The sequence below is a fragment of the Caenimonas koreensis DSM 17982 genome (assembly GCF_009646335.1).
In the GTDB taxonomy this organism is placed as follows: Bacteria; Pseudomonadota; Gammaproteobacteria; order Burkholderiales; family Burkholderiaceae_C; genus Ramlibacter; species Ramlibacter koreensis.
On the sequence record NZ_WJBU01000006.1, the window covers coordinates 18,675 to 41,387 of the forward strand.

Annotated in this window: 13 protein-coding genes; 9 read left to right on the forward strand and 4 right to left on the reverse strand. The window is 65.3% G+C overall.

What is annotated here, in order from left to right:
- Positions 1-268: 268 nt before the first annotated feature.
- From GHT07_RS06895 to GHT07_RS06915, 5 genes are read left to right on the forward strand one after another with little or no spacing between them, the layout of a single operon-like run.
- The gene (locus tag GHT07_RS06895; RefSeq protein ID WP_153584343.1) at positions 269-1,156 is read left to right on the forward strand and encodes a hypothetical protein; all 888 of its coding nucleotides are present in this window, start codon (positions 269-271) and stop codon (positions 1,154-1,156) included.
- Between the two features lie 8 nt (positions 1,157-1,164).
- Complete coding sequence (locus tag GHT07_RS06900) at positions 1,165-2,967, forward strand: cytochrome c3 family protein (protein ID WP_153584344.1); 1,803 nt, start codon at positions 1,165-1,167, stop codon at positions 2,965-2,967.
- Complete coding sequence (locus GHT07_RS06905; protein WP_153584345.1) at positions 2,964-7,196, forward strand: cytochrome c3 family protein; 4,233 nt, start codon at positions 2,964-2,966, stop codon at positions 7,194-7,196. The genes GHT07_RS06900 and GHT07_RS06905 overlap by 4 nt, the downstream gene beginning before the upstream one ends.
- Positions 7,197-7,237: 41 nt before the next feature.
- Positions 7,238-9,427 carry an outer membrane protein assembly factor BamD gene (gene bamD, locus GHT07_RS06910; RefSeq protein ID WP_153584346.1) on the forward strand — a complete coding sequence of 730 codons (2,190 nt, stop codon included), beginning with the start codon at positions 7,238-7,240 and terminating at the stop codon, positions 9,425-9,427.
- 36 nt (positions 9,428-9,463) lie between these two features.
- On the forward strand, positions 9,464-10,417 hold the full coding sequence (locus tag GHT07_RS06915) for a tetratricopeptide repeat protein (protein ID WP_153584347.1): 954 nt from the start codon (positions 9,464-9,466) through the stop codon (positions 10,415-10,417).
- A 28-nt stretch (positions 10,418-10,445) separates the two neighbouring features.
- Here the strand turns inward: GHT07_RS06915 and GHT07_RS06920 are convergent, their stop codons facing one another.
- Positions 10,446-11,741 (reverse strand): NAD(P)-binding domain-containing protein, encoded by a 1,296-nt coding sequence (locus tag GHT07_RS06920; RefSeq protein WP_153584348.1) that lies wholly within the window; start codon positions 11,739-11,741, stop codon positions 10,446-10,448.
- A 57-nt stretch (positions 11,742-11,798) separates the two neighbouring features.
- Between GHT07_RS06920 and GHT07_RS06925 the strand changes: the two genes are divergently transcribed.
- Both GHT07_RS06925 and GHT07_RS06930 read left to right on the forward strand, forming a co-directional pair.
- A complete protein-coding gene (locus tag GHT07_RS06925; RefSeq protein ID WP_153584349.1) occupies positions 11,799-12,452 on the forward strand; it encodes a response regulator in 654 nt (217 codons plus the stop codon).
- Entirely contained in the window at positions 12,449-13,762 is a 1,314-nt protein-coding gene (locus GHT07_RS06930; RefSeq protein ID WP_153584350.1) for a sensor histidine kinase, read from the forward strand. Before GHT07_RS06925 ends, GHT07_RS06930 begins: the two co-directional genes overlap by 4 nt.
- Positions 13,763-13,831: 69 nt before the next feature.
- Here GHT07_RS06930 and GHT07_RS06935 read toward each other — a convergent pair whose 3' ends face one another.
- Positions 13,832-14,341: a pyridoxamine 5'-phosphate oxidase family protein gene (locus GHT07_RS06935; RefSeq protein WP_153584351.1), complete on the reverse strand. Its 510-nt coding sequence runs from the start codon at positions 14,339-14,341 to the stop codon at positions 13,832-13,834.
- A 183-nt stretch (positions 14,342-14,524) separates the two neighbouring features.
- Here GHT07_RS06935 and GHT07_RS21285 point away from each other — a divergent pair, with 183 nt between their 5' ends.
- A complete protein-coding gene (locus tag GHT07_RS21285; protein WP_194792862.1) occupies positions 14,525-14,668 on the forward strand; it encodes a hypothetical protein in 144 nt (47 codons plus the stop codon).
- A 13-nt stretch (positions 14,669-14,681) separates the two neighbouring features.
- Here GHT07_RS21285 and GHT07_RS06940 read toward each other — a convergent pair whose 3' ends face one another.
- Positions 14,682-15,794, reverse strand: coding sequence for an ABC transporter substrate-binding protein (locus GHT07_RS06940; RefSeq protein ID WP_153584352.1), 1,113 nt, complete (start codon positions 15,792-15,794; stop codon positions 14,682-14,684).
- A gap of 151 nt (positions 15,795-15,945) precedes the next feature.
- On the opposite strand from GHT07_RS06940, the gene uvrA reads away from it, so the two are divergent.
- On the forward strand, positions 15,946-21,684 hold the full coding sequence (gene uvrA / locus GHT07_RS06945; RefSeq protein ID WP_153584353.1) for an excinuclease ABC subunit UvrA: 5,739 nt from the start codon (positions 15,946-15,948) through the stop codon (positions 21,682-21,684).
- A 41-nt stretch (positions 21,685-21,725) separates the two neighbouring features.
- Here the strand turns inward: uvrA and GHT07_RS06950 are convergent, their stop codons facing one another.
- Positions 21,726-22,685, reverse strand: a complete 960-nt coding sequence (locus GHT07_RS06950; protein WP_323740827.1) for a 2-hydroxyacid dehydrogenase — start codon at positions 22,683-22,685, stop codon at positions 21,726-21,728.
- Positions 22,686-22,713 lie beyond the last annotated feature (28 nt).

Consider the following 22,713-nt stretch of genomic DNA (forward strand, 5'->3'; position numbering starts at 1 on the left):
AGTTGCTTCATCTGCGCTTAAGGCTGGGGCTCAACGATGGCGCCCATGGCCAGCCGCATCCCACGCAACCTGCGAGAAATTGAGTCATGCGTTTTTGAATGTAAGGACGCCGCAGGCCTTGCACCGATGAGCGCGGCAGCGTTCCTGCAGGCAGCACATGGCGAGCCAGCGCCAGTGGCGGCCTGGACATCCGCTTACACGCTTAATGCATGAGCCAGGCCGTCCTCAGAGACTCGACGCAACGCCAGCTTGCCCATTGCCATCACCGATGTCCGCCACGCTCATACCTACTGTCATCGTGAACGGCCCCGAGCCCGCCAGGCGTTCATGGGCAGCCGGCACGATCTACCTGGGCATCGCGCTGGCAGTCGTCTTCGCATGGCTGCTGGTGCGTTCCACGGGCCTGCGTGCGGGGTCTGACGCGGGCTACTGGATCGGCGTGGCCGGTGGTGTGCTGATGGTGCTGCTGTTTGCGTATCCACTGCGCAAACGGGTTCGTTTCATGGCGCGGCTGGGCGCTGCGAAGTGGTGGTTTGCGGTGCACATGGTGCTGGGAATCGGCGGGCCGCTGTTGATCCTTGTGCACTCCACCTTTCGTGTGGGCTCGCTCAATGCGGGCGTTGCCCTCTACAGCATGCTCGTCGTAGGCGCGAGCGGTGTGGTGGGGCGATTTCTGTACCTGCATGTGCACCGGGGGCTCAACGGCGAGCGGCAGTCGATGTCGCACTTGCAGCATGCGCTCGGCCTCAGGCACGACAGCGTCCACGCTGCGCTGTCTGACACACGCAACGTGGAAAGCGAGCTCCTGGCCTTCGAACGCTATGCGCTGGCGGGCCCGCCCGGCATGGCGCGACACCTGCGCGCCTTCACGCTCGTGCCGTTGCGCCGGCGCTGGCTCGAGGCGCATTGCGCGAGCGAGCTGAAAGCCGCCATCCGCGAGCGCGCACGCCGGCAGTCCACCAGCCATGCTGCTGCACGCCACGAGTACCGCAGCCAAAAGCGCGCCATGCAGGACTACCTGCAGGTCGTGCAGCGCGTGGCGCAGTTCCAGGGCGCTGTGCGCCTGTTCTCGCTGTGGCACGTCTTGCACGTGCCCTTTGTGTACGTGATGGTGGCCAGCGCCATCGCCCACGTTGTCGCGGTACATGCATATTGACCCGCCCGATGAAACACGCCCTCATGCGCCTGGTGCGTGTCGGCCTGTGGGTGCTTGCGTGGCTGGCCTCGTCGCAGGCCATGGCGCAGAACGTCGAATCGGTGCTCTCGCCGGGCCCGCTGGTCAAGAGCCATGCGAAGTGGGACGACAGCTGCAAGAGCTGCCATGTGCGCTTCGACCGGCAGGCGCAAGACCGCCTGTGTGCCGACTGCCACAAGGACATCGGGCGCGACCTGGCGCAGCGCACCGGCATGCACGGCCGCCAGAAGCCGCAGGCGTGCCGCAGCTGCCACACCGACCACCGCGGGCGTGACATGAAGATCGCCGAATTCGACAAGCGCGCCTTCGACCACCAGCAGACCGACTACGTGCTGCGGGGCAAGCATCGCGAGACGGATTGCGGCAAGTGCCACCAGCCGCAGCAAAAATTCAGCGCCGCGCCGCAGGAATGCAATGCCTGCCACCGCAAGGACGACGTGCACAAGGCATCGCTGGGCACCGGCTGCGCCAATTGCCACGACGAGCGCAGCTGGCGCGAGACGCGGTTTGATCACAGTGTGACGCGCTTTGCCCTGACGGGTGCGCACAACAAGGCGCGCTGCGAGTCGTGCCACAAGACGCGCGACTACAAGGAGGCGCCGAAGGCCTGCGTGGGCTGCCACCTGAAGGAAGACAAGCACAAGGCCCGTTTCGGCGAGAAGTGCGAGAGCTGCCACAACACCCAGCGCTGGCCGCAGATCACCTTCCGCCACGACACGGACACGCGCTATGCACTGGTGGCCAAACACCGCGATGTGCGATGCACAAGCTGCCACACCGGCACGCTCTACAAAGAAAAAACGGGCAGTGCGTGCATTGACTGCCACCGCAAGGACGACACGCACAAGGGCTCGCTCGGCCAGGACTGCGTGCGCTGCCACAGCGAGCGTGGCTGGAAAGAGTCGCAGCGCTTCGACCATGACCGCACGAACTTTGCACTGCTGGGCCGCCACGCGAAGACGGCCTGCAAAGACTGCCACACCACGGCGGTTTACAAGGAAGCGCCCAGCACCTGCATTGGCTGCCACCGCAAAGACGACAAGCACCAGGCCAGTCTGGGCGAGCGCTGCGCTGACTGCCATACCGAGAGTGACTGGAAGGCCACGCGCTTCAACCATGCGCGTACGCGCTTTCCGCTGCGCGAGGCACATGCTGCACCAACGCTTGCCTGCAAGTCGTGCCACAAGGACTTACGCAGTTATCGCGACATTCCAAGGGCCTGCGTGGACTGCCACCGCAAGGACGACAAGCATGAGGCCCAGCTGGGCACGGACTGCGCAAGCTGCCACGGCGAGCAGCGCTGGACGGGCGTGCGCTACGACCACTCGCGCGCGCGCTTCGCGTTGACCGGGGCGCATGCGCCCGTTGCGTGCAAGTCGTGCCACCAGAGCCCGCGCTATCGTGATGCGCCGCGCGACTGTGGCAGTTGCCACCAGAAGCAGGATGTGCACAAGGCGAGCCTGGGCGTGGCCTGCGAGAGCTGCCACAACACACGCGACTGGCGGCTCTGGCGTTTCGATCACGACAGGCAGACGAGCTATGCGCTTGCTGGCGGCCATGCCAAGGTTCGCTGCATCGCGTGCCATACCTTGCCAGCGCCCACAGGCCGCAAGACAGCGGCATTGCAGACCACGTGCGTGTCGTGCCATGCCAAGGACGACGTGCATGACCGCAGCTTTGGGGCGCGTTGCGAGCAGTGCCACCAGCCCGCCCGCTGGAAGCAGATCATCAACCAGCCGGCGCTCTCGCAGCCGGGTGCGAGCCGCCCATGAAAACGACGGCTGTATCACGCAACACGTGGCTGCACATGCTGGCATGGCTGCTGGTGCTCGCAGCGTGCTTCATCGCGTTACCGGCACACGCAGCCGGCACCACCGAGTTCGATCACCTGCGCACTGGCTACGCGCTGACGGGCGCGCACAAAGATGCGAAGTGCGAGAGCTGCCACATCGGCGGCGTGTTCAAGGGCACGCCGCGCGATTGCGAGTCGTGCCACGTGAGCGGTGCGCGCTTTGCGCGGCTCAATGTCGTCAAGCCAGCCGATCACCTGCCCTCGCAACAGACGTGCGACACCTGCCACACGACCCGCACCTTCACCGGCGCGAAGATGAACCACACGGGCGTGGCCACCGGCAGCTGCCAGACATGCCACAACGGCGTGCAGGCCAGTGGCAAACCCGCTGGGCATCTGGCAACGTCGGCCACGTGCGACACGTGTCACCGCACCACGGCATGGAAGCCGGCGAGCGGCTTCAATCACGTGGGCGTCAGCCCTGGCAGCTGCGCCAGCTGCCACGATGGGCAGAAGGCCACCGGCAAGCCGGCCACACACACACCGTATCAATCGGTGGCAGGCATCTCGCAAGCCAGCTGCGACAGCTGCCACAAGGCCGGCTTTGCTGCATGGACGCCAGCCAAGCTGCACACGAGCGTGACTGTGAGCGGCCAGTGCGCCACGTGCCACGCGGCGGCCAAGCCCAATACGGCGATTCACTCGGGCCAGACCGTTTGCGAGACGTGCCACAAGTCCACGACGGCGTGGACGGGCGCCAAGGTCGACCACAGCATCTTCAACGCGTCCACCAATTGCGCGAGCTGCCACAACGGCACCGCAGCGACCGGCAAGAATGCGACGCACATGCCGTCGGGCTCGACCAATTGCCTGACTTGCCACACCACCAGTGCGTGGAAGCCGAGCTCGTGGAATCACACGCAGCTCACGGTGTCGAACCAGTGCGCGACGTGCCACACAGGCACGTTCCCGCCAGCGGATGGCAAGTCGGCCACGCACACACCGTACCAGAACGTCTCGGCGCTGTCGTCGGCCAACTGCGATTCGTGCCACAAGGCGGGCTATGTGTCGTGGACGCCTGCCAAGCTGCACACCAGCGTCGCGATCCTGTCGCAGTGCGCGACGTGCCATGCAGCCACCAAGCCGAGCACGGCGATCCACAACGGCCAGACGACCTGCGAGAACTGCCACAAGTCCACGACGACGTGGTCGGCGGGCAAGGTGGATCACTCGGCGTTCAATGCGTCGACCAACTGCGCGAGCTGCCACAACGGCAGCGCCGCTACCGGCAAGAGCGCGACGCACATCCCGTCGGGCTCAACCAATTGCCTGACTTGCCACGCGACCAGCGGCTGGAAGCCGAGCTCGTGGAATCACACGCAGCTGACGGTGAGCAATCAGTGCGCGACGTGCCACACCGGTGCGTTCCCGCCCGCGGACGGTAAGTCGGCCACGCACACGCTGTACCAGAGCGTGTCGGGTCTGTCATCGGCGAATTGCGATACGTGCCACAAGGCGGGCTATGTGTCGTGGACGCCGGCGAAGCTGCACACCAGCGTCTCCATCGTGGCGCAGTGTGCGACGTGCCATGCGGCGATCAAGCCCGGCACGGCGATCCACACCGGCCAGACTGTTTGCGAGAACTGCCACAAGTCGACGACGACCTGGTCGGCTGGCAAGGTGGACCACGGCCTGTTCAACGCGTCGACCAATTGCGCGAGCTGCCACAACGGCAGCGCCGCCACCGGCAAGAGCGCGACGCACATTCCTGTCGGCGCGACGAACTGCATCACCTGCCACTCCACCAGCGGCTGGAAGCCGACGTCGTGGAATCACACGCAGCTGACGGTGAGCAACCAGTGCGCGACGTGCCACACCGGTGCGTTCCCACCGGCGGATGGCAAGTCGGCCACACACACGCCGTACCAGAGCGTCGCGGGTCTGGGCTCAGCAAACTGCGATACGTGCCACAAGGCGGGCTACACATCATGGACGCCGGCGAAGCTGCACACCAGCGTCTCCATCGTCGCGCAGTGCGCCACGTGCCACGCGTCGGTCAAGCCCGCCACGGCGATCCACACGGGCCAGACCGTCTGCGAGAACTGCCACAAGTCCACGACGACCTGGTCGGCTGGCAAGGTGGACCACAGCCTGTTCAACGCCGCGACGAATTGCGCAACGTGCCACAACGGCAGCGCCGCCACGGGCAAGAGCGCCACGCATATTCCGGTGGCGGCGACGAACTGCATCACCTGCCACTCCACCAGCGGCTGGAAGCCGACGTCGTGGAATCACACGCAGCTGGTGGTGTCGAACCAGTGCGCAACCTGCCATACAGGCGCGTTCCCGCCAGCGGATGGCAAGCCTTCCAACCACACGCCTTACCAGAGCGTTGCGGGCCTGGCCTCGGCGAATTGCGATACCTGCCACAAGGCGGGCTACACATCATGGACGCCCGCGAAGCTGCACACGAACGTGTCCGTCGTCGCGCAATGTGCCACGTGCCACGCGTCGGTCAAGCCCGCCACGGCGATCCACGCCGGCCAGACGGTGTGCGAGACCTGCCACAAGTCGACCAGCACGTGGTCGAGCGCAAAGGTCGATCACAGCACGTTCACTGTCGCGACCAACTGCGCGACCTGCCACAACGGCAGCGCCGCCACAGGCAAGAGCGCGACGCACATTCCGGTGGGTGCCACCAACTGCATCAGCTGCCACTCCACCAGCGGCTGGAAGCCGACGTCGTGGAATCACACGCAGCTGGTGGTCACCAACCAGTGCGCAACCTGCCACACGGGCGCGTTCCCGCCGGCAGACGGCAAGTCCGCCACGCACACGCCGTACCAGAGCGTTGCGGGGCTGGGTGCCGCCAATTGCGACACGTGCCACAAGGCGGGCTACACGTCATGGACGCCCGCGAAGCTGCACACGAACGTGTCGGTCGTCGCGCAATGCGCCACGTGCCACGCGTCGGTCAAACCGGCGACAGCGATCCACACCGGCCAGACGGTGTGCGAGACCTGCCACAAGTCGACCAGCACATGGTCGAGCGCGAAGGTCGATCACAGCACGTTCACTGTCGCGACCAACTGCTCCACCTGCCACAACGGCAGCGCTGCCACCGGCAAGAGCGCCACGCACATTCCGGTGGGTGCCACCAACTGCATCGCGTGCCACGCCACAACGGGCTGGAAGCCGACCAAGTGGAACCACACGCAAGTGATCGTCACGGGCCAGTGCGCGACGTGCCACTCGGGTGCGTTCCCGCCTGCTGACGGCAAGTCTGCCAGCCACATTCCGTACCAGGCCGTTGCGGTGCTCGCCGCGTCCAATTGCGACACGTGCCACAAGGCTGGCTATGCGGCTTGGACGCCGGCGCGCGTGCACACGAGCGTGTCGATCTCGTCGCAGTGCGCCACATGCCACGCCGCGATCAAGCCCAACACCACCGTGCACGTGGGCCAGACCGTTTGCGAGAACTGCCACAAGTCCACCAGCCAGTGGACTGGCGCCAAGGTGGATCACAGCACGTTCACGGTGGCGACGAATTGCTCCAGCTGCCACAACGGCAGCACGGCGACGGGCAAGAGCGCCACACACATCCCGGTGGCCGCAACCAATTGCATTTCTTGCCATGCGACCACGGCGTGGAAGCCCACCAAGTGGAACCACACGCAGGTGTCTGTCGTCGATTGCGCGAGCTGCCACTCAGGCGCGTTCCCGCCGGCCGATGGCAAGCCTGCAGCGCACATTCCGTACCTCACCATTGCCGGCCTGAGCACCGCGAATTGCAGCACCTGCCACAAGTCCGGCTACGCCAGCTGGGCGAACGGCAAGTTGCACACGAGCGTTGCTGTGTCGGGGCAGTGCAAGACCTGCCACAGCGGCGCGTACACATCGCAAGGCGCAACGGCCAAGCCGGTCAACCACATTCCCGAATCGCAGCTGCTCAATGGCGCGGTGATGGAATGCAATTCGTGCCACACGTCGACCTCTTCGTGGGCGCAGCGCATGAACCACAACGGCAGCCAGGGCAGCGGCGCGGGCTGGTGCAAGGGCTGCCATGCCACGGGCACGAACTACCTCGGCTCCATGTCGCGCATGTCGCTGACGCACCGCACCACCACGCCGGTGCCCACCGATTGCTCCACCGCCGGCTGCCATCGCCCGCTGGGCAACAAGGGCGCCGCCTACAGCTCGTGGGACTGACCCGCCTGCCACCGAATCGCAACGTTCCACAAGCACGATCCATGAAACCGGTCACTACCCATCTCTTTCGCCTGGCGGTCATCGCCGCATCGCTCGTCACCGCCAGTGCGCACGCCCAACTGGTCGACGACGTTGAACTGCGCCGCGTCGGCAATGACGCAGTGCTGCAGGTGCGCTTCGTCACGCCAGTGCAATACCTGCGCACGCTGGCCACCGGCAGTGGCGACCTGGGTCATGTGTATTACGACGTGCTGCCCACGCCAGAGACCATCAACTTCCTGCCGACGGAACGGCGCATTCCTGCCGGATCGGCTGCGCCATTTGTCGTGATGACAGACGAGACGGTGGGCACGGCCGAGCGCAGCCGCAGGTTGGTGCTGCGCTTGACGGGCAACACGCCTTTCACGGCGCGCGCAGGCCAGGGCAACCGCAGCATCGAGATCGTGCTGCGTGACAGGGGTGCGATGGTGCCCGCCACAAGCGGCGCCGCCGGCGCGCCCGTGCGCGACGACAAGGCGGGCGTGTTGCCCGCACCGTCAGGCACTGCAGCAGTCGGCTCCTCGGAAGCAGAAGCGCGTGCGCAGGCACTGCTTGCACAGGCTCGTCAAGCCGTGGAGCGCGCCGACTATGCAGTGGCAGTTGACTTGCTGGAACAGTTGCTCGCCCAGCCAGCCACGGCCTCCAGCCAGGATGCGCAAGAGCTGATTGCCGTGGCGCGCTGGCGCGAAGGTGATCCGCAGCGCGCACGTGTTGAATTCGAGACGTATCTCAAGCTCTATCCGACTGGCCCCGGTGCGCTTCGCGCTCGCGAAGCATTGCTCACGCTCGCGCCACCTGCACCGGTAGCGGCTGCTGAAGCAGCGGCGGCACCTGCGGTGACGACCACGGTGACGGGGTCTGTCGCCACGTACTACTACGGCGGCCAGTCGAAGTCGCGCACGCAGGAGTTCCAGGACTCGGCGCTGGGTGGTCTGCCCACACTTGTGTCAGACGCATCGCTCTCCGGCACCGACCAGAGCCAGATCCTGTCGAGCGTGGACTTGAACTGGCGCCGCAAGGACGCCGACAGTGACTTGCGTTTTGTGCTGCGCGACACGTACAGCGCCGACTTGCTGCGCAACGACAAGAGCAAGAACAAGCTGTCCGCGTTTTATGTGGACTACCGCCTGCAGTCGCCCGGCTTGAGCGTTCGCCTGGGCCGCCAGTCGCCCACGGGCGGCGGCGTGATGGGCCGCTTCGACGGCGTGCAGGCGAGCTGGCGTTTTGCGCCCAAGTGGCGGCTGAACGCCGTGGCGGGCCAGCCGACGGACAAATTGCTGGACAGCAGGCGCTCGTTCTACGGCGCGTCCATCGACGCCGACGCGCTCACGAGCAACCTGGGCGGCAGCCTGTACGTGATCGAGCAGCGCATCGACGGCCAGACGGACCGCCGCGCCATCGGCAACGAAATGCGCCTGCAGATGGGCGGGCTGTCTGCATCGTCGATCCTCGACTACGACACGATCCTGGGCGGCTTGAACATCGCGTCGGTGCAAGGCACATGGCAGTCGGCGGACAACACCGTGGTCAACGTGCTGTATGACCGCCGCGCGACGCCGATGCTGATGCTGGGCAACAGCCTGTTCTTCCAGAACCCGGTGCTCGCTGCACAGGCGACACGGCTGCAGGATTTGCTGGCGGTGCAGAGCGTGTCCCTCTTGCGCCAGCAGGTGAAAGACACGACCGCCTACAGCACGCAGGCGATGGTCGGCGTGACGCATCCGCTCTCGCCCAACTGGCAGATCGGCGCGGACATCCGGCTCACGAACATCGGTGAGCTTTTGCCCGTGCCGGACATCCTGCCCAGCGGCCAGCCCGGTACCGGCAACATCTGGAGCGTGGGCGCGCAAGTGATCGCCACCAATCTCTATTCCTCGCGCGACACGCACGTGCTGGTGTTCAACCAGCTCAAGGCGCCGACGTACAAGGGCACGCTGCTGCAGTACAACAACTCGTCAACGATAGCGCAGGCGTGGCAGCTCGAGCCATCGTTGCGTATCTACCAGCAGACCGATTCCACCGACACGCGCACACGCCGCTGGGCGCCGGGCATGCGCGTGACGTATCGCCCCACGGCCAAGCTGTCGCTCGAGTCGGAGCTGAGCCTGGAGTTCAGCAACATCGCGGGCCCGACGCGCACTGAAACGTCGCGGCGCACGTTCTATTACTTCGGCTTCCGCTATGACATCTGAGCGCCTGACCTCTCGAGTCCACACACACATCCATCCATGAACGACGAACTCCTGAACCTGCGACGAGGCATCCAGCAACTCGATGAATTGCACCAGGCCGGCATGCTCTCTGCCGACGGCCACGGCAGCGCCCGCGCCGAACTCGAGAAGGCCATCGTGGCGCTCGTGCTGGCCAAGCCCGCTCCAGCGGTTGATGCCAACACCGCCGCGCCATCCGACCAGCCGCCCAGTGCGCCGCTAGCCGGGACGCCAGCGCCCACCCCGGCACCTGATGGCAAAGGTGCATCGCGCGGCCTCTTGATCGGCATTGCGCTCTTCGCGTTCGCGGCTGGCGGCGCGGGCTACTGGTGGGCAGCTGCGCCGAACGCGTCCTCCGGCTCTCAGTCCACGCCTGTCGCTGCCTCTGCCGCAGCCGGCGGCCCCACCGCACCGCACCCCTTGGGCAACGACGCCATGGCTTCGATGGTGCAGGCGCTGGCCGACAGGCTGAAGGCGCAGCCGGCCGATGCCGAAGGCTGGGCGATGCTTGCGCGCTCCTACGCCAACCTCGGGCGGCATGGCGATGCGCTCGCTGCCTATGCCAAGGCCGTGGCCTTGCGCAAGGACGATGCCGCGCTGCTGGCCGACTACGCGGATGAACTGGCGCTGCAGCAAGGCCGGCGCCTGGCAGGTGAGCCGATGTCGTGGGTGAAGCAGGCGCTGGCTGTCGATCCGAACCAGCCCAAGGCGCTGCTGCTCGCAGGCACGGAAGCATTCGACCGGCAGGACTACGCACTGGCCATCACGCACTGGACGCGCGTCGTGCAATTCGGCCCGCCGGAGAGCGAACTCGTCAAGCAGGCCCGCGCCGGGCTGGACGATGCGCGCAGGCAAAGCGGCCAGCCTGCCGTGGTGGCAGATGGCTCTGCCGCAGCCGCACCGAAAGGCCCGCTGACCACAGCGCTTTCCACTGCCGGCTTTGCTTCTGCCGCACGGCCTGCGAAGCAATAGCGCCGCCGTGCCCTGGCGCGGCGATGCTTCAGGCGCTGCCGTGCTTGGTCTGGAATTCGATTCCCATTTGCTGCAGCAGCGCGACCGGCAAGATGCCGCCTGCGCACACGATCACGGCTTCATTGGGCAGCACGACAGGCTGGCCTGCGCCGCGCAGCGTGACTTCAGTGGGTGTGATTGCGTCGACCTGCGTTTCCAGCTGCAGGTCGATGCGCCCCTCGCGCACCGCCTCGTCGAGTGCCTGACGGTTGGCCTGCTTGACGCGGTTGAATGCCGCCCCGCGATAAGACAGCGTGACGCGCGTGTTGGGTTGCGCTGCAACGGCAACCGCCGCTTCGAGCGCGCTGTCGCCGCCCCCCACCACCAGCACCGCCATGCCCGCGTATTGCTCCGGGTCCACCAGGCGGTAGACAACTTTTTGCAGGTCTTCGCCCGCCACGCCCAGCGTGCGCGGCGTGCCGCGGCGGCCGATGGCCAGCAGCACGGAACGCGTGCGCCACTGGCCCGCACTCGTGTGCACGACAAAGCTGTCGCCATCGCGCTCCACGCGCTCCATCCGCTCGCGAAAATGCAGTTCAAGCGCTGTGTCGCCCACCACGCGGTTCCAGAAGGCAATCAGCCGCTCTTTCGAGATGGCGGTCATGCGCACCGTGCCCACCAGCGCGAGCTTGATCGGCGCGGTCATCGCGATCTTGTTGCGCGGGTAGTGCGACACGGTGCCGCCCAGCGAGTCTTCCTGCTCGATCAGCCGGAAGCGAAGGCCGTGCTCCTTGGCTGCGAGGCCCGCCGAAATGCCCGCGGGGCCTGCGCCCACGATCACCACATCGAGCTCGCCGGGCGCGGCTTTGCGCCGCCTGATGGCCGCAATCGCCTGCTTGCCTTGCTCTGCAGCTTTGCGGATCAGGCCCATGCCGCCGAGTTCACCGGCGATGAAGATGCCCGGCACATTGCTCTCGAAATCGGGCGACACGGTCGGTATGTCGACACCGCGCCTTTCAGTGCCGAACACCAGTGTGATCGCCTCGACCGGGCATGCCGCGCGGCAGGCGCCATGGCCGATGCACGATGCGGCATTCACGAGCACTGCGCGCCCGTTGACGATGCCCAGCGCCTCTTCGGGGCAGGCCTTCACGCAGCCTCCCGAGCCAATGCAGCGCGACGCATTCACCACGGGATGCAGCGATGCAGGCTCGTTCAGCCCGGCCAGGGTGGCGGCCTCGTGCGCCGCGGCGGCCTTGCGTTCGCGCCGGCGCCGCATGAACACATGCAGCGCAACGCCGGCGGCAGCGAACGCGCCATAAATCGCCAGGTACTCGTTTTGCATCCGCAAATTCTGCAGCGCGCGGCTGAAGGCCGAATGAAGCGCGGCGACAATGCACCCATGAGGCTGCTGCTGCTCGAAGACGACGTGATTCTGGGTGCGGGCCTGCGCGACTACCTTCGCATTGAGGGTCACCTCGTGGACTGGTTCACGCTGCTGGTGGATGCGCGCACCGTGGCGAGCGAGCCTTACGACGCCCTGCTCGTGGACTGGCAGCTGCCCGACGGCTCGGGCGTGGAGTGGGTGCGGCAGTTGCGTGACAAAGGCGTTACCACGCCCATCCTCGTTCTCACCGCGCGCGACCTGCTCTCCGACCGCATCAAGGGGCTGGACAGCGGCGCCGACGACTACCTGGTCAAACCGTTCGAGCCCGAAGAGCTGGCAGCGCGTATTCGCGCCGTGCGGCGGCGTGTGGGTGCACAGGGCGTGCCGCGACGGCGCATTGGCGATGTGGAGATCGATTCGTCGGCCCGTGCCGTGTGGCGCGCCGGCGTGGCTGTGGACCTGACGGCCCGCGAGTGGGGCCTGCTCGATGCGCTGGTCACGCGCTCGGGGCGTGTGGTGTCCAAGTCCGATCTGGATGCGTTGCTGACTGGCTTTGAGGGCGAGGCCTCCAGCAATTCGCTGGAGGTGCATGTGTTCAACCTGCGGCGCAAGCTCGGGCGCGACATCGTGCAGACGGTACGCGGCCTGGGCTACCGGATTCCGTCATGACGAGCAGCACACCGCGCCTGCCTTCGCTGCGCCGCGAACTGCTCAAGGCGCTGACGGTCGTCAGCATGGGCTGGGTCGTGGCCGTGTTCCTGACCGTGGTGATCGGCGTGAGCCGGCAGGTGGACGACCTGATGGACGGTGCCCTGCAGGAGTCTGCCGAGGTGCTCTACGGAATCCTGATGCTGCGAGGCAACGACTTGCCGCTGGCCGCAGGCAGCAGCATGCCCGCACCGCTGCATGACGAGGGGCTGGTGTGGCAGATCGTCGATGAACGCCAGGCCGTGGTGCTGCGGTCTCACAAAGCACCGACGACGCCTTTGCTGCCGCGATTTGTCGCCGGCTTCAGCAATGCAGCGCCGGACTGGCGCGTCTACGCCCTTGAGTTGCCCACGCCGGGCCAGGCCCTCTACGTCGGGCAGCCCGGCACCGACCGCGCCGAGTCGCGCTATGAAGTCATTGCCGTCGTTGGAGCGGCTGTGCTGCTGGTGGGTTTGGCCTTCGCGCTCTGGCTGCGAAGGCGCATTGTTCGCGCAATGTCGGTGGTGCAGGACATGTCGCTGCAGGTCAAGGCGTATGACCCGATGCGCACGGAGACGGACTTGCCGCCCGCCGCGCGCGAGGAGTTTGTCGATATCCGCGAGGCGATCAGGGAGCTCGGGCAGCGCCTGGCAGCGCGCGTCGAGCGAGAGCAGGCCTTTTCCGCGCATGCAGCGCATGCACTGCGGACGCCGCTCGCCGGGATGGAAGTGCAGCTGGCGCTCGCTATGAAAGAGGCGCCACCGGGCGCGCAGCCGCGGCTGGAGCTCGCGCGCGAATCGGTCAACCGGCTCAAGCGGGTTGTCACGTCATTGCTCACGTTGTTTCGCAGCGGTGAGCAGCTGCAGCTGGAAGACATCGACGTCGCGCGGTTGGTCGCGCTGATGCAGGTCGAGGCCCTGGTGGTGCATGTCGATGCAGACTGCAAGCTCAGGGGCGATGCCAATTTGCTCGCGGGTGCACTGGCCAACTTGCTGGACAACTGCGTGCGGCATGGTGCGCGCGAGTGCTGGGTGAGTTGCAGTGCCAGTGAAGGCGGACAGACGCTGACGCTGCGCGACAACGGCCCGGGCGTGAGCGACGCGCGTCGCGCGGCGCTGCAGGCCGCACTGGATCAAACGGTATCGAGCGAATCAGGCGGTCTCGGCCTCAAGCTTGCTGCCCTTGTGGCACGAGCACACAAAGGCAGGCTCACGATCGAGCCTGCACCTGGTGTGGAAGGCGGCTTTGCGGTGAGCCTGTTTCTCGGTGTGCCTGGGCCCAGGGCCCATTAGTCATCGCCGATGTCGGGGGCGGTGCTGTGAATCGCAAGCCCCGTACCGGGCGAGACTGACGCTCGCGCCCTACTGGGCGGTGTCCATCTCGCGGTGCTCACCGAGTTCCGGCTGCTTGCCCGTGACGGCTGCCGTCGCCATTTTGAGCAGCTGCGTCATCTTGCTTTCCTTGACGTCCCAGAACTCGGCATGCTCCATCGCCACTTCGACGAGTTCCAGGTCCGGGTCTTCGACACCGCCGGGAAACCAGGCCTTGCTCATGGCGTTGAAAAGCTCCTTCTTCTTGCCCATGTCCTCGCTCACACTGGCGTGGCCGGAGATGGACACGTACACATCGTCCTTCGGCTCGGCGAAGGCGACGCACACACCGCCATCGACCAGAAGCCGCTGGCCGAGTTCACTCTTTTTCGACACGAAGAAGTACAGCGGATCGCCTGCCTTCAAGGTCCTGTTCTGCATCGTGAGCGGATGGGCGTGCAGCATGCCGCCCAGATGACGATGGACAAACATTGGAAAGCGGATGTCCTTGATCAGGTCCCACAGGGCTTCATGGAATGGTCGGGTCTGGTCGTTGCTCATGGGTTCTTCCTTCGCGTGCATTTGCAAAAGCCCATGTTCGGCGCTGCCCTGTGCCTGCTGCTGTCGGCCTGAACGGATGGGGCGTGTGCGCCATTGCCGACAGCCTGGATAGAGCGGCGTCAGTGCCGGGTCAGGCAGCAGTCCAACAATGCGCGCGACCCCCACAATTTGAAGGAGACTTTCATGCTCAAGCTTGCCATCGGATTTGTCGTCTTTGCGGCCATCGCCCTGTTCGTCATCTTCAAGGCCGGCGACAAGGTCGACATGAGCGGCGAAAAGCACGGTACCGAGACTGTGCAGCCCGCCGCTTCGGGCGCCAAGCACTGAGACGGGCGCCGCGTCAGCGCCTGAACCGGCCGTCGCTGCCGATGATCGACAGGTCTGCGAAGTCCAGGCCCGTGTGGTCGGTGGTGCTGTAGCCCACGACGAGGCCACCCAGGTCGAACCGGTCCATCTTCTCCAGCGCTGAAAGAATTTTCTCGCGCGTAGGTTTGGGCGACGCACGCCTGACCGCTTCGACCATCACTTTCGCGGCGGCAAACCCTTCCAGCGTGGCCGGCGACACATCGCCCATGCCTTTGGCCTTGGCCGCTGCAATCACTTCCTGCACGAACGGGTAGCTGTACGAGCGCTCGTACGGGAACACCTGCGTGACGATCACCCCGCGGCTCGCATCGCCCAGCGACTTGATGAAGCCTCCGGACGCGTTGTTGGACAGCGTGACGACCTGCGCGGCCGAGCCTGCAGCACGCAACGCTTTCACGCCTTCCGAGACGGCGGTGCCGGAGCCGATCCACACGACGGCCTGCGCGTTGGCAGCGACGATGGGCGGCACGATGGTGGTGTAGTCGGGCTTGTCGCGATCGGCTTTCAGGATGGTGACGGGCGCGACCTTGGCCTTGACGAAACCCTTGTTCGAGCCCTCCAGCCCATCGCGGCCGAACGAGTCGTCGACGTGCACGATCGCGATGCGGTTGATGCCCAGCGAGAACAGGTGATCGACCGCCTTCTCGGCCTCACGCTGGTAGGACGACCGCACGTTGAAGATGTGGCGCTTGACCGGGTTGTGCAGCAGCATTGCGCCCGTTGAAGGCGCGATCAATGCGATGTCGTGCTTTTCAAGCAGCGGCATGATGGCTTCGGTGTGCGGCGTGCCGCGATTCATGAAGAGCGCGACCACGTTCTTCTCTTCGATCAGGATGCGTGCGTTCTCGACGGCCTGCTTCACGTCAAAACGGTCGTCGAGCGTGAGCAGTTCAATCTTCTCGCCCCTGATGCCGCCCTTGGCATTCACGCTGTCGATATACAGGCGCGCGCCCGCCACTGCTTCCTTGACGGTAGCGGCAACAGGCCCGCTGACGCCGACCGTCTGGCCGATGACGATCTGCGAGTAGGCAGGAGCGAGCAGGCACGACAAAGCGAGTGCGGCAACAGCGTGATACCAGTGTTTCATGTGATGTCTCCTGTAGTACTTTTAGCGAAAAAGCATAGCTGCCAGTTCCTGCTGCGCAGCTGTGGGAATTACGTTGTGGAAAACCACATGACAGAAGCTGGCGATGGTTGGTCCCTAGAATGTTCGGCCACCTCCAGAAAGCACCTTCCGTATGACCCAGGGACTGATCCGCATCCGCGGCGCCAGGCAACACAACCTCAAGAACCTCGACCTCGACCTGCGAACAGGTGAGCTGACGGTGGTGACCGGGCCCAGCGGCTCAGGCAAATCGAGCCTGGTGTTCGACACGCTGTACGCCGAAGGCCAGCGCCGCTACGTCGAAACGTTCTCTGCCTATGCGCGGCAGTTCCTGGACCGCATGGACAAGCCGGCGGTGGACCGGGTCGAAGGGGTGCCGCCCGCCATTGCGATCGACCAGACGAACCCGGTGCGCTCGTCGCGCTCAACCGTCGGCACGATGACGGAGCTCAACGATCACCTCAAGCTGCTGTTCGCACGCGCTGCCCAGCTGTTCGACAAGAAGACAGCGCTGCCGGTGCGCCACGATTCGCCGGATTCGATTTATGCGGAGTTGATGTCGCGCACGCAAGGCGCCGACCCGCGGCTCGTCGTGACATTCCCTGTTGAGCTGCCATTGGCGACGACGAAGGAAGAGCTGGAGCAGTGGCTGGCCGCCAGCGGCTTCACGCGTGTGCAGGCCGAGCGCGAAGTGGCAACGCCCACCGGCCCGCGCAAAGTGCTCGATGTGGTGGCGGACCGGTTCAGGCTGCACGCAACCGAGCGCGCGCGCGCGGTCGAGGCGATTGAGGTCGCGCTCAAGCGCGGCGCGGGGCGCATGAGCATTTATGCGGGCGACGAAGGCGCGCAGGAGATCTGGAAGTTCTCCACCGGCCTGCATTGCCCCGAGAGCGACACGCGTTACACCGACCCTATCCCGTCGATGTTTTCGTTCAACTCTGCCGTGGGTGCGTGCGAGGCGTGTCGCGGTTTTGGGCGCGTGATTGGCGTGGATTACGGCCTGGTCATTCCCAACGACAAACTCACGCTGCGCGCCGGCGCGATCAAGACGATTCAAACCCCCGCATGGGCCGAAGCGCAGGACGACCTGATGCGCCACGCCGAGACGGCAGGCATTCCGCGCGACACGCCCTGGTACAAGCTCACCGCCGAACAGAAGGGCTGGGTGATCAACGGCACGCCCACCTACAAGGAAGGCAACTGGAACAAGCAGTGGTACGGCATCAAGCGCTTCTTCCAGTACCTGGAGAGCAAGGCGTACAAGATGCACATTCGCGTGCTGCTGTCGAAGTACCGCAGTTACACGCCGTGCGAAACGTGCGGTGGCGCACGCCTGAAGACCGAGAGCCTGCTGTGGCGCATCGGCACGAAGGAAGACGCCGATGCCGTGCTGGCGCCGGCCAAGCGGTTCATGCCAGTGGGTGTGGACTGGACGCGCGAGCAACTGGAAGCGCTGCCGGGCCTGTGCCTGCACGACCTGATGCTGTTGCCGATCGACAAGCTGCGCAACTTCTTCGGCCGGATCGGCCTTCCCCCAGAGGGGGAAGGAGCAAGGCATGGAGAGCAACAGGCACTGAAGCTTCTCTTTGAAGAGATCACGACGCGCTTGAAGTACCTCGTCGATGTCGGCATCGGCTACCTCACACTCGACAGGCAAAGCCGCACGTTGTCGGGCGGTGAGGTGCAGCGCATCAACTTGACCACGGCGCTTGGCACATCACTTGTGAACACGCTGTTCGTGCTCGATGAGCCCAGCATCGGCCTGCACCCGCGCGACATGAACCGCATCACCGAAGCGATGAAGCGCCTGCGTGATGCGGGCAATACGCTGGTGGTGGTCGAGCACGACCCGGCGGTCATGCTCGCTGCCGACCGCATCATCGACATGGGGCCAGGCCCGGGCGAGAAGGGCGGGCAGATTGTGTTCGATGGCACGACGAACAACCTGCGAAATGCCGACACACTCACGGGCGCTTACCTGGGTGCGCGCAAACACGTCGGCATGGGGTTCAAGCGCGCGGTGACGCAAGCAACGCCGCGCCTGATCCTTGAAGGCGCGCGCGAACACAACCTGCAAAACGTGACGGTGGAGTTTCCACTGCAGCGGCTGGTGTGCGTGACGGGTGTTTCCGGCTCGGGCAAGTCGTCGCTGATACAGGACATCCTGGCGCCTGCGTTGCTGCGCCACTTCGGCAAATCGACAGACACACCGGGCGTGCACGACAGGCTGCTGGGTGCGGACCATCTGGGCGATGTGGTGTTTGTCGACCAGTCGCCCATCGGCAAGACGGCGCGCTCGAACCCGGTGAGCTACGTGGGCGCGTGGGACACGATTCGCGAAATCTTCGCGACGTCGCCGCTGGCAAAGCAGCGCGGCTATACGGGTTCGAAGTTCAGCTTCAACTCGGGCGATGGCCGCTGCCCGACGTGCGGCGGTTCGGGTTTTGAGCACGTCGAGATGCAGTTCCTCTCCGACGTGTACCTGCGCTGCCCGGACTGTGATGGCAAGCGCTACCGCCCCGAAATTCTGGAAGTGACGATCGAGCGGCATGCGATGGGGGCGATAGCGGGCCGCGTGATGAACGTGGCGGACGTACTCGACCTCACGGTGAGTGAAGCGGCGGCGCTCTTTGCGAATGACCGCGATGTGATCCGCGCGCTGCAGCCCATCGTCGATGTCGGCCTTGAGTACGTGAAGCTGGGCCAGCCGGTGCCCACGCTCTCGGGCGGCGAGTCGCAGCGGCTCAAGCTCGCGGGTTTTCTCGCGCAGGCAGGCGGGCGCTCTTCAAAGAGCAGGCAGCCGACGGCCACGCGCGGCACGATGTTCATGTTCGACGAGCCGACGACGGGCTTGCACTTCGACGACATCGCCAAGCTGATGCGCGCGATGCGGCGCCTGCTGGAAGGCGGCAATTCCGTCATCGTGATCGAACATAACCTCGATGTGATTCGCGCTGCCGACTGGTTGATTGATCTTGGCCCCGAAGGCGGCGAGGCGGGCGGGTTCATCGTTGTCGAGGGCACACCGGAAGAGGTGCGCCTGCATGCGACGTCCCACACGGCCAAGGCTTTGCGTGAGTACGACTCGACTCTGGGGTTGGGCGTTGAGCGTGCGGCGTTGGGCGTGGAAGAGGCGCGCGTGCCTTACGCCCATCGCTCAACGCCCAACGCTCAACCGCCGAAGGCGATCCAGATCGTGAATGCGCGCGAACACAACCTGAAATCGCTCTCGGTCGATATTCCGCACAACCGCTTCACGGTGGTGACGGGTGTGTCGGGCTCGGGCAAGTCGACGCTCGCGTTCGACATTCTTTTCAACGAAGGCCAGCGCCGCTATCTTGAATCGCTGAACGCGTATGCGCGCAGCATCGTGCAGCCAGCAGGACGGCCTGAGGTGGATGCGGTGTATGGCATTCCGCCGACGGTGGCGATCGAGCAGCGGCTGTCGCGCGGCGGCCGCAAATCGACGGTGGGCACGACGACGGAGGTGTGGCACTTCCTGCGGCTGCTCTACGTCAAGCTCGGCGTGCAGCACTGCGTGAACGACGGTGCCGAAGTGCGCCCGCAAACGCCCGACAGCATCGCCGCGCAGCTGATGCGCAAGTACAAGGGCCAGCACATAGGCTTGCTCGCGCCGCTGGTGATCAACCGCAAGGGTGTGTACACCGAGCTGGCCGACTGGGCGCGTCCGCGCGGCTACACGCATCTGCGTGTGGATGGCAACTTCCTGCCGACGACGGGCTTTCCGCGTATCGATCGCTTCAAGGAGCACACGATTGAATTGCCGGTGTGCGACCTGGTCATCTCTGCCGCGACTGAGGGGCTGCTGCGCGCCAAGCTCACTGAAGCGCTTGAACACGGCAAGGGTGTGCTGCATGTGCTTGCACCGCTCGATGGGCTGCGCGGTGCGATGGCGAACGGCGACAGGCATCAGCACATCGGCAAGGTCGAGGTGTATTCGGTCAAGCGAGCGTGCCCGGTGTGCAGCACGAGCTATCCGGAGCTTGATCCGCGGCTGTTCTCGTACAACAGCAAGCATGGCTGGTGCCCTGATTGCGTCGGCACAGGCGTGCGCTTGACGAAGGACCAGCGCAAGGCATACGACGACACGATTCGCGACGACGCGGACAAGGGCCGCGAGCAAACATTCGCCGAGCCTGAAGTGGAAGATGTGGCCGATGAAGCGTGCCCCACATGCAAGGGCTCGCGGCTGAACCTGCAGGCGCGCAACGTGATGTTCGACAAGACGGGTATCGCCGATATCGCAGCGCTGTCGGTCGTGGAAGTGCGCCGCTGGATAGAGAGCCTGCAGGTCAAGGGCGTGCTCACTTTGCGTGAAGAAGGCGTGGCGCGTGACCTGATTCCGGAGATTCGCAGCCGGCTCGAGTTTCTTGAAGAGGTGGGGCTGAACTACCTCACGCTGGACCGTGGTGCACCGACGCTCTCGGGCGGTGAAGCGCAGCGCATTCGCCTGGCTGCGCAGCTCGGGTCGAACCTGCAAGGCGTTTGCTATGTGCTCGATGAGCCGACCATCGGCCTGCACGCGCGCGACAACCAGGTGCTGCTGAACGCGCTGCACAAGCTGGGCGACAAGGGCAACACGCTGGTCGTGGTCGAGCACGACGAAGAAACGATTCGCCGTGCCGATCACATCATCGACATCGGGCCGAGTGCGGGCAAGCGGGGTGGCCGGATCGTGGCGCAAGGATCGGCAGCGGATATTTCAGCTGTCGATGAATCTGTGACGGGCCGCTACCTGCTGCATGCGATGAAGCATCCGGCGAAGGCGCGCCGCGCTATCGCGAGCGACACACCGAAGCTTTTGCTGCGCGGCGCTGACTTGCACAACTTGCAGCAAGTCGATGTTGATGTGCCGCTGACGCGACTGGTTGCCGTGACCGGTGTTTCCGGCTCTGGCAAATCGACACTCGCGCGCGATGTGTTGCTGCACAACGTGCAGGCCATCGTGCAGCAGCGCATGACCAAGGCGGGCCGCGAGGCGGACGACAAGGGCAAGCACCCGGCGTGGGTGGGCTGCAAGTCGCTCGATGGCTACCAGATGGTCGACCGGGTGCTGGAAGTGGACCAGACGCCCATCGGCAAGACGCCGCGTTCGTGCCCTGCCACCTACATCGGCTTCTGGGACACAGTGCGCCGGCTCTTTGCCGACACGCTCGAAGCGAAGGCGCGCGGCTATGGCCCGGGCCGCTTCTCGTTCAACACCGGCGAGGGCCGCTGCCCCACGTGCGAGGGCCAGGGCATGCGCACGATCGGCATGAGCTTCTTGCCAGATGTGAAGGTGCCGTGTGAGTCGTGTCACGGCGCTCGCTTCAACCCGGAAACGCTGGCCGTGACGTGGCGCGGCAAGAGCATCGGCGATGTGCTGCAGATGGAAGTCGATGAGGCGGTGGAGTTCTTCGCCGCGATGACGAACATCAGCCATCCGCTGCAGTTGCTCAAGGATGTGGGGCTGGGCTACCTGACGCTGGGGCAGCCTTCGCCCGCGCTCTCAGGCGGCGAGGCGCAGCGCATCAAGCTGGTGACTGAGCTGTCGAAGGTGCGCGACGACATCACGCGGCGCGGCGTGAAGCCGCCGCACACGCTGTATGTGCTGGATGAGCCGACGGTGGGGCTGCACATGGCCGACGTCGAGAAGCTGTCGAAGGTGCTGCACCGGCTGGTCGATGGTGGCCACAGCGTGATCGTGATCGAGCACGACCTTGATGTGATCGCCGAGGCCGACTGGGTGATCGACCTGGGGCCGGAGGGCGGCAACAGCGGCGGCAAGGTGGTGGCAGCAGCGACGCCCGAACAGGTGGTGGCGAAGAAGACCAACACCGGCATTGCGCTGAAGGCGGTGCTGGCGCGCTGAGCGAAATGCCCGCTCCGGTGGCGCTGGTGGCCCCGGTGGCACTACGCGGGAACGGGCGTCACGAGCTTGCCGGTTTCGAAAAACGACTGCACGTTCGCGAACACCAGGTCGCCCATGGCCTTGCGGGTTTCGTGTGTGCCGCTCGCCATGTGGGGCAGGAGCACGACGTTGTCGAATTCCATGAGTGCCGCCGGCACCCTCGGCTCGTCGGCGAAAACGTCGAGGCCGGCGCCGGCGATTTGTTTGTCTTTCAGCGCGCGGATCAGCGCCTCTTCATCGACCACGCTGCCGCGCGACACGTTCACGAGGAAGCTTTGCGGGCCGAGCGCTTCGATGACTTCGGCGGACACGAGGTGCTTCGTGGCAGGACCGCCCGAGACGACGACCATGAGCACGTCGCACCACTTCGCCAACTCGACCAGCGATTTTTCGTGCTGGAACGTGACGCCTGCAACGGGATTGCGCGAGTAGTAGCGGATGGCCATGTCAAAGCCCGATGCGCGCTTCGCGATCGTGCGGCCGATGCGGCCCAGGCCCGCAATGCCGAGCTTCTTGCCGCTGACACGCGATGTCAGCCTGAAGTTGCCCTTGAGCCAGTCGCCGCGGCGCACGAACCGCTCCGATGCGCTCAACCCGCGCACGGTGTCGATCAACAGGCCCATTGCCAGGTCGGCGACACAGTCGTTCAGCACGTCAGGCGTGTTGCTCACGACGACGCCTTGTTTCGACGCAGCTGCCACGTCGACGTTGTCATAACCCACACCGAAATGTGCGATGGCCTTCAGGCCTTTGAGCGATGCGATCAGGTCGGCGTTCGCACCGTTCTTGCCGGATGTGACGAGCACGGGATAGCGGCTGCCTTCGCGCGCGATGAACGCGGCAGGATCGGCTTCGTCTGCAAGCACATGGCAATCGAATGCGGCCATGAGCTGCGCTTCGAGCGGCGGGTGCGGCGTGATGTGGCCAGTGAGCAGCAGGGCAGGGCGATGGGTGTTGGTCACGGTGGTTCGGGCGGGTGGGTCGATGAAG

Bases quoted from the DNA above. Each gene is read 5' to 3' on its own strand.
- GHT07_RS06920 (WP_153584348.1), bottom strand. From the start codon at position 11,741: ATGCAAAACGAGTACCTGGCGATTTATGGCGCGTTCGCTGCCGCCGGC.
- GHT07_RS06900 (WP_153584344.1), top strand. From the start codon at position 1,165: ATGAAACACGCCCTCATGCGCCTGGTGCGTGTCGGCCTGTGGGTGCTT.
- GHT07_RS21285 (WP_194792862.1), top strand. From the start codon at position 14,525: ATGCTCAAGCTTGCCATCGGATTTGTCGTCTTTGCGGCCATCGCCCTG.
- uvrA (WP_153584353.1), top strand. From the start codon at position 15,946: ATGACCCAGGGACTGATCCGCATCCGCGGCGCCAGGCAACACAACCTC.
- GHT07_RS06935 (WP_153584351.1), bottom strand. From the start codon at position 14,341: ATGAGCAACGACCAGACCCGACCATTCCATGAAGCCCTGTGGGACCTG.
- GHT07_RS06905 (WP_153584345.1), top strand. From the start codon at position 2,964: ATGAAAACGACGGCTGTATCACGCAACACGTGGCTGCACATGCTGGCA.
- GHT07_RS06915 (WP_153584347.1), top strand. From the start codon at position 9,464: ATGAACGACGAACTCCTGAACCTGCGACGAGGCATCCAGCAACTCGAT.
- GHT07_RS06930 (WP_153584350.1), top strand. From the start codon at position 12,449: ATGACGAGCAGCACACCGCGCCTGCCTTCGCTGCGCCGCGAACTGCTC.
- GHT07_RS06940 (WP_153584352.1), bottom strand. From the start codon at position 15,794: ATGAAACACTGGTATCACGCTGTTGCCGCACTCGCTTTGTCGTGCCTG.
- GHT07_RS06925 (WP_153584349.1), top strand. From the start codon at position 11,799: ATGAGGCTGCTGCTGCTCGAAGACGACGTGATTCTGGGTGCGGGCCTG.
- GHT07_RS06895 (WP_153584343.1), top strand. From the start codon at position 269: ATGTCCGCCACGCTCATACCTACTGTCATCGTGAACGGCCCCGAGCCC.
- bamD (WP_153584346.1), top strand. From the start codon at position 7,238: ATGAAACCGGTCACTACCCATCTCTTTCGCCTGGCGGTCATCGCCGCA.